Raw genomic sequence first — 7,235 nt, 5'->3', positions numbered from 1 at the left:
ACCACCCAGACGAACGCCCAGGCGTCGGGGTCGATCAGGCCCAGCCGGTGGGCGATCTCGCCGCGGGCCGCGCCCAGCAGGGCCCGCGAGGGCTTGGCCGGGCCGGCCGAGAAGAAGACGCAGTCCCCCGGCTTCGCCCCGACGTACGCGGGCAGGCCGTCGCGTTCGGCGTCGCTCAGGTTCTTGGCCACCGGGCCGCCCAGGGCGCCGTCGTCGCCGACCAGCACATAGGCCAGCCCCTTGTGCCCGCGCTGCTTGGCCCACTCCTGCCAGCCGTCCAGGGTGCGTCGCGGCTGCGACGCCCCGCCGGGCATCACCACGGCGCCGACATAGGGCGCCTGGAACACCCGAAAGGTGGTGTCGGAGAAGAACTTCGTGCACTCGACGAGCTCCAGCCCGAACCGCATGTCGGGCTTGTCAGAGCCGAAGCGCCGCATCGCGTCGGCGTAGCTGATCCGCGGGATGGGCCGCGGAATGTCGTAGCCGATCAGCGCCCACAGCGCGGACAGGATCTCCTCGGAGACCGCGATGATGTCCTCGGCGTCGACGAAGCTCATCTCTATGTCGAGCTGGGTGAACTCGGGCTGGCGATCGGCGCGGAAGTCCTCGTCCCGGTAGCAGCGGGCGATCTGGTAGTAGCGCTCCATCCCGGCCTCCATCAGCAGCTGCTTGAACAGCTGCGGGCTCTGCGGCAGGGCGTAGAACGAACCGGGGTGCAGGCGGGCCGGAACCAGGAAGTCGCGGGCACCCTCCGGCGTCGAGCGGGTGATGGTCGGCGTCTCGACCTCGACGAAGTCGTGACCCGCCAGCACCGCGCGGGCGGCAGCATTCACCTTGGAGCGCAACCGCATCGCGGCGGCCGGGCCGTCGCGGCGCAGGTCGAGGTAGCGGTACTTCAGCCGCAGCTCCTCGCCGGCGGGCTCGTCGAGCTGGAAGGGCAGCGGCGCGCTCTCACCCAGCACGGTCAGCGACGCGGCGTCGACCTCGATGTCGCCGGTGGCGATCTCCGGGTTGGCGTTGCCCTCCGGGCGGACCTCGACGACCCCGGAGACCGCGACGCAGAACTCGGCGCGCAAGCGGTGCGCCTGCTCCAGGACGGCCGGGTCGCGAAACACCACCTGGGCGACACCCGACGCATCGCGCAGGTCGATGAAGATGACGCCGCCGTGGTCGCGGCGGCGGGCCACCCAGCCCGCCAGCGTCACCTGCTGGCCGGCGTCGGTCTTCCGCAGCGAACCGGCGGCGTGGCTGCGCAGCACAAACACTCCTCTTGTAATGGGCTTTCAAGGGCTTTTGAAGGGCTGGAACGAATGCCCAGTCTAGAGGAGGTAATTTCTGTCCCATCGCCACCAACATCGCACTCGTCGGTCCCGGCGCCGTCGGCACGACGATCGCCGCGCTGCTCCATGCGGCCGGGCACCGGGTCCTGTTGTGCGGTCACACGCCCCGGGACCACATCGAGCTGCGGCCCGACGGCGCGGAACCGATCGTGGTTCCCGGGCCGGTGCACACCGACCCGTCCGAGGTCGACGGCCCGGTCGACGTGCTGGTCCTGGCGGTCAAGGCCACCCAGAACGACGCGGCCGCGGGCTGGCTGGCCCGGCTGTGCGCCGAACACACCATCGTCGCGGTGCTGCAGAACGGGGTCGAACAGGTCGAGCAGGTGCAGCCGCACCGCCCGGCCTCGCCGGTGGTGCCGGGAATCGTGTGGTTCGGCTCCGAGACCCAGCCCGACGGGTGGGTGCGGCTGCGCGGCGAGCCCGCGCTGGTGCTGCCCAGCGGGCCCGCGGCGGAGACGGTCGCCGGGCTGTTGCGCGGCGCCGGCTGCCGGGTGGACTGCGACCCCGACTTCATCACCGCGGCGTGGCGCAAGCTGCTCGTCAACGCGCTGGCGGGTTTCATGGTGCTGTCCGGGCGCCGATCGGGCATGTTCCGCCGCGACGACGTCGCCGCGCTGTCGCGCCGCTACGTCACCGAGTGCCTCGCCGTGGCCCGGGCCGAGGGGGCCCGCCTCGCCGACGACGTGGTCGAGGAGCTGGTGGACCTGTTCCGTCGCGGCCCCGAGGACATGGGCACCTCGATGCTGGCCGACCGGGAGCACCGCCGGCGTTTGGAATGGGACATCCGCAACGGCGTGGTCGTGCGCAGGGCGCGTGCGAACGGCCTGGCCACACCGATCAGCGACGTGCTGGTGCCGCTGCTGGCGGCGGCGAGCGACGGCCCCGGCTGATGCCGCGCAAGCAATCGCAAAAGCCCCTCATTTCGCCACGAAATGGGGGCTTCTGCGAGCGCTCGCGCTAGGTTGGTGGCCATGTTCCGCTGCGAGCGTGTCGACCTGACCTTCATCGACACCGCACCGTTCCGTTTCCGCAACAGCGTCGACCTGGCCATCACGCCCGAGCAACTGTTCGACGTGCTCGGCAACGCCGAGGCCTGGCCGCGCTGGGCGCCGGTGATCACCAAGGTGACCTGGACCAGCCCCGAGCCGCGCGGTGTCGGCACCACCCGCACCGTGCAGATGCGCGGCGGCATCGTGGGCGACGAGGAGTTCCTCGCGTGGGAACCGTTCACTCGCATGGCATTCCGGTTCAACGAATGCTCGACAAAGGCGGTAGCGGCGTTCGCCGAAGACTACCGCGCCGAGGCCATCCCCGGCGGCTGCCGGCTGACGTGGACGATGGCGCAGAAACCCGCCGGTCCGGCGCGGCTGGCGATGGTCGTGGTCGCCCCGCTGCTGAACCTGGGCCTGCGCCGGTTCCTGAGCAACCTGCGCCGCTACACCGACGCCCACGCGGCCCGGCCGAGTTAGGAGCGCGCGATGACCTTCAACGAGGGGATGCAGATCGACACCAGCGCCGCGTCCACGTCCGGGGGCGTCGGCGGGATGCGGATCGCCCTGGGCGGGGGCATCGGCGGGTTGCTGATCCTGTTCGCGGCGTTGTTCTTCGGCGTCGATCCCGGCGGCATCACCAGCCAGCAGCCGATGGACACCCGCGACGACGTGGCCAGCGGCTTCGACTTGAGCCGGTGCCGGACCGGGGCCGACGCCAACAAGTACGTGCAGTGTCGCGTGGTGGCGACCGGCAATTCCGTGGACGCGGTCTGGCATCAGCTGATGCGCGACTACACCCGCCCGCGAATGCGCCTGTTCACCGGCAGCGTCAACACCGGCTGCGGTCCGGCCACCAGCGCGGTCGGCCCGTTCTACTGCCCGGTGGACCAGACGGCCTACTTCGACACCGACTTCTTCCAGGTCCTCGTCAACCAGTTCGGTTCCAGCGGAGGGCCGTTCGCGCAGGAATACGTGGTTGCCCACGAGTACGGCCATCACGTGCAGCAACTGCAGGGCATCATCGGCCGCGCCCAGCAGGGCGCCCAGGGCGCCCTCGGCAACGGCGTGCGCACCGAGTTGCAGGCGGACTGCTACGCCGGCGTGTGGGCCCACTACGCGTCCACCGTCAAACAGGAGAGCACCGGCGTCCCCTACCTGGAGCCGTTGAGCGACAAAGACATCCGCGACGCCCTCTCGGCGGCGGCGTCGGTCGGCGACGACCGCATCCAGAAGGCCGCGACCGGGCACATCAACCCCGAGTCGTGGACGCACGGATCCTCGGCCCAGCGCCAGAAGTGGTTCACCACCGGCTACCAAACCGGCAACCCCAACAAGTGCAACACCTTCTCCGCCGCCAATCTCGGCTGACGGGCCGCGCTCGCCCCCGATCCCGGCGCCTCGGCTGACGCCAGAGTCTGTGCCCGAATAGCGTTCACTCACTGCGAAATACGACCGACGATGGTGGCGAGGTGGGGCGGGAGGCCACGGCTATCGGCCATATTGCGCGGCTCTTCGGCGGGTGGGCTGGGCACGAAGGCTGCACTTCGATACATTGCCTGGGTGTCCGTTCTCAAGGCATTGCTCGGCCTGTCCTGCGCCGGTCTGGTCGCGGCCTGCTCGTCGGGCGAGTCAGCCCACCCGGCGGACATCAAGAAGGTGTTCACCGTCGAGTCGACGTTCGGTCCGGAATTCCGCGTCAAGGGCAAGGGACCCACGGGGATCGACCCGCAGCTGGAGGGATCGCAGGGCCTGCCGCCCAACGTGACGTTCGAGCCGGCGGACTGCGGCAAGTACACCACCGGACAGCGGCTGCCGCTGGGCACGCAGGGCAAGATGGCCGCGGTGTTCGCCGACGGCAAGGGCAACCGGTTCGTCACGGTCGCCTTCCAGACCGCCGACGAGTTGCCCTTCGAAGCCATCCCCGACCAGTGCAAGCACGTGACGTTCAGCGGCCCCAACCTCAACGGTGTCGTCGACGCGGTGGATGCACCACACATCGAGGGCGCCCACACGCTGGGCACATACCGCCAGATCGAGGCCAAAGTCGGCGAGAAGGCCCAGTCCCAGGAGGTCTACCGCTTCGCCGCCTACCTCGGGCGGTCGTTGGTGGTGGTCACCGCGACCCCGCTGACGGCGCCGAACCAGCCGCCGTCGTCGATCGACGTCGACCGCGCACGCCGCCTGCTGACCGACGCCGTTTCGGCCATCCGCGGCTGAGGCGCTGGCTAAGCTTGGCGCCCATGACTTCGGATGACGGTGCGTCGAGGCGCAGCAACCGCCCGAAGTGGGCCTTGATAGCGCTGACGGCGGTCGCGGTGCTGGCCGCCGCGTTGGCCACATCGACGCTGCTCGGCCGCAACGGGGCCAACGATTCGTCGTCGGCTCCCCCGTCGGCATCGGCGCCCGCCGAAACGTCGGAGGTCGCCAGCGCACGGGACGTCGGCCCGGTCACCGTGGTCGTCGACGATCCCACATGTCCGGCGTGGACAGCCATCAACAACAGCCTCGCGACCGGCGGGCAGGGCCTGTGGAACGACCGGGACCGGTCCGTTCCGGCTTCGGCATGGAACGACAAGCAACGCATCCAGTTCCTCGCCGCGGGTCAAGCCATGGGCAACGCCGCCGCGCAAACCGTCGGACTGGTCAAGCTGACGCCGCATCGGGTGGTGCGGGAACTCTACGAGCAGTTCATCGCCTATGCGCGCGCCTACGCCGAGCACATCCCGCACTACACCCCGGCCGACGACACCCTGGCGGGCACCGCGAACAGCGCCTCCTCGGCGCTGGGGGCGATCTGCGCGGCGGTTGCCGACGGCTCGGCAGCGGAGCGCGGGCCGGTCGTACCGCCGCCGGCCCCGCCGTCACAGGTCGCACCGGTGGGCAACATCGCCAAGCCGCAGCGCTTCCTCACCAAACCCAATCCCATATGCGCCGATTGGAAATCCGCGCTGGACGAATTCGGCCGACAAACCGCCGACTGGCAGAAGATCAACCCCAACCTCCCCGCCTTGTGGTGGAACAAGGAGCAGAAGGCGACCAATTTCGCCGTCGCTCCGGTGATGAACGCCTTTGCCGGCAAGCTGGAACTGCTCGGCCGGCGCGCCGGGAACCCGACGCTGCAGGACTTCGCGGTGCTCTCGGCGCAGTACCGGCGCGCGTTCGTCGTGGCGATACCGACCTACAGTCCGGCGGACAACCATCTGGCCAACGCCGCGACCTACGCCTCCACCACCGTTCTGGGAGCCTGCGCGGCCACGACCGGATAGAACCCCGGCGGCGCGTCAGGCGATCGCGTAGTCGCTCAACGGGAACCGGTCCTGCTCGGCGACGGCCTCGTACACCGACGTCGGCCGGAACAGCGGCGCCTCCCCGCTGGGGCAGAACCAGTACGACCGCGAGTTCGCGCAGTTGCCGGCGTAGAAGACCGAGTCGTCGAGCAACTCGGTCATCCGGTCCAGGAAGCGGGCGTTGGCCTGCTCGGTGACCTCGAAGGTGCCCGCACCCCGCCGCTGCAGTTCCCCGAACAACCGATTCATGTGCCGCATCTGGTATTCGACGGTGTTGAACCACGACAGGCCCACCCACGCGTACGGGCTGGCCATGGTCAGAAAGTTCGGGAAGTTGGGCACCGAGATGCCTTCGTAGGCCTGAAACCTGTTCTCCCGCCACCATTTTCCGAGGTTGCGGCCGTCCCGGCCGATCACCTCGATCGCGGGTAGGTTGGCTTCCCAGACGTCGTACCCGGTGGCCAGGACCAGCGTGTCGATGGTGCGTTTGGTGCCGTCGCGGCCCACGATGCCGTCGGGTTCGATGCGTTCGATGCCGCCGGTCTCCAGGTGCACGTGCGGCTTGGTGAAGGCCCGGTAATAGGAGTTGGAGATCGTGGGCCGCTTGCAGCCGAAGTCGTACTCGGGGTTCAGCTTCCGCCACACATCCTTGTCGCGCACCGCCAGCAGCCGGTGCAGCTTCGAGAGATCCGACGCGGCCTTGTTGACCCACCGGAACCTGCGGAACCGCCACATCGCGATAACCATCATCAGGTCCATGGCCATGTCGGTGAACCACCGCACGACGCGCTGCGCGGCCGGCACCCGGGCGAACAGCCGCTGCACCGGGGGCGGGAACCCGACGTCGAGCTTGGGCATGACCCAGATGGGGGTGCGCTGGTAGACGGTCAGCTCGGCGGCCTCCTTGGCCAGCTCCGGGATCACCTGCACCCCGGTGGAACCCGTGCCGATGACCGCGGCGCGGCGCCCGGCGAAGGAGTAGGCGTCGTCCCAGTCGGCGGTGTGCACGACGCGCCCGCCGAACGTCTCGATGCCCGGGATGTCCGGGGTGCGCGGCTGGCACAGGAAGCCGGTCGCCGCGATCAGGAACTGCGCACCGAGCGTGTCGCCGCCGGCGAGCGAAACCTCCCAGCGCCGGGCCTCGTCGTCCCAGCGCGCGCCCTCGACGGTGCTGTTGAACCGCATGTGGCGGCGCACGTCGTACTTGTCGGCGACATGCTCGGCATACCGTTTGACCTCCGCGCCCGGCGCGAACAGCCGCGACCAGTACGGGTTGGGTTCGAACCAGTAGGAATAGGTGGTCGACGGGACGTCGACGGTGAGGCCCGGGTAATGGTTGACATGCCACGTTCCGCCCAGGTCGCTTTCGCGGTCGACGATCAGGATGTTGTCGTAGCCCAGCCGGTTGAGCTGAATCGCCGCACCGATGCCCCCGAAACCCGCCCCCACGATGACGGCGTCGAATTGCTGCACGCCCATACTTTCCAAACCGTACCCGACAGCGCCGCCGCACGGCCGTCGGCGATTGCCGCCAGGACTCCTGCTCGTGGACGCACCGGTTTGCGGTAAAGTCGATTTTCAGTCGGTTCCGGGGGGTCGGAAAAAGCCGAATTTTG

The 7,235-nt window shown here is 69.3% G+C and carries 7 protein-coding genes; 5 read left to right on the top strand and 2 right to left on the bottom strand.

Annotation, left to right across the window (positions count from 1 at the left end):
* The coding region (aspS, locus tag AC2VOR_RS20900) for an aspartate--tRNA ligase (protein ID WP_486964445.1) at positions 1-1,265 on the bottom strand (1,265 nt) is incomplete at its 3' end.
* Positions 1,266-1,342: 77 nt separating this feature from the next.
* Here aspS and AC2VOR_RS20895 point away from each other — a divergent pair.
* The 5 genes from AC2VOR_RS20895 (at position 1,343) to AC2VOR_RS20875 (ending at position 5,598) form a co-directional block, all read left to right on the top strand.
* Positions 1,343-2,230, top strand: coding sequence for an oxidoreductase (locus AC2VOR_RS20895; protein ID WP_369741647.1), 888 nt, complete (start codon positions 1,343-1,345; stop codon positions 2,228-2,230).
* 81 nt (positions 2,231-2,311) lie between these two features.
* The gene (locus AC2VOR_RS20890; protein ID WP_369739218.1) at positions 2,312-2,809 is read left to right on the top strand and encodes an SRPBCC family protein; all 498 of its coding nucleotides are present in this window, start codon (positions 2,312-2,314) and stop codon (positions 2,807-2,809) included.
* Positions 2,810-2,818: 9 nt separating this feature from the next.
* Positions 2,819-3,700 (top strand): KPN_02809 family neutral zinc metallopeptidase, encoded by an 882-nt coding sequence (gene ypfJ / locus AC2VOR_RS20885; protein WP_369739219.1) that lies wholly within the window; start codon positions 2,819-2,821, stop codon positions 3,698-3,700.
* Positions 3,701-3,892: 192 nt separating this feature from the next.
* The gene (locus tag AC2VOR_RS20880; RefSeq protein WP_369739220.1) at positions 3,893-4,549 is read left to right on the top strand and encodes a DUF5642 family protein; all 657 of its coding nucleotides are present in this window, start codon (positions 3,893-3,895) and stop codon (positions 4,547-4,549) included.
* A 23-nt stretch (positions 4,550-4,572) separates the two neighbouring features.
* On the top strand, positions 4,573-5,598 hold the full coding sequence (locus AC2VOR_RS20875) for a hypothetical protein (RefSeq protein ID WP_486964444.1): 1,026 nt from the start codon (positions 4,573-4,575) through the stop codon (positions 5,596-5,598).
* Positions 5,599-5,613: 15 nt separating this feature from the next.
* Here the strand turns inward: AC2VOR_RS20875 and AC2VOR_RS20870 are convergent, their stop codons facing one another.
* Entirely contained in the window at positions 5,614-7,098 is a 1,485-nt protein-coding gene (locus AC2VOR_RS20870) for a flavin-containing monooxygenase (RefSeq protein WP_486964443.1), read from the bottom strand.
* Between the last annotated feature and the right edge of the window lie 137 nt (positions 7,099-7,235).

The organism is Mycobacterium sp. TH-M103, from assembly GCF_057473785.1.
This window is presented reverse-complemented; position numbering and strand designations above follow the sequence as displayed.

Bases quoted from the DNA above. Each gene is read 5' to 3' on its own strand.
- ypfJ (WP_369739219.1), top strand. From the start codon at position 2,819: ATGACCTTCAACGAGGGGATGCAGATCGACACCAGCGCCGCGTCCACG.
- AC2VOR_RS20870 (WP_486964443.1), bottom strand. From the start codon at position 7,098: ATGGGCGTGCAGCAATTCGACGCCGTCATCGTGGGGGCGGGTTTCGGG.
- AC2VOR_RS20890 (WP_369739218.1), top strand. From the start codon at position 2,312: ATGTTCCGCTGCGAGCGTGTCGACCTGACCTTCATCGACACCGCACCG.
- AC2VOR_RS20875 (WP_486964444.1), top strand. From the start codon at position 4,573: ATGACTTCGGATGACGGTGCGTCGAGGCGCAGCAACCGCCCGAAGTGG.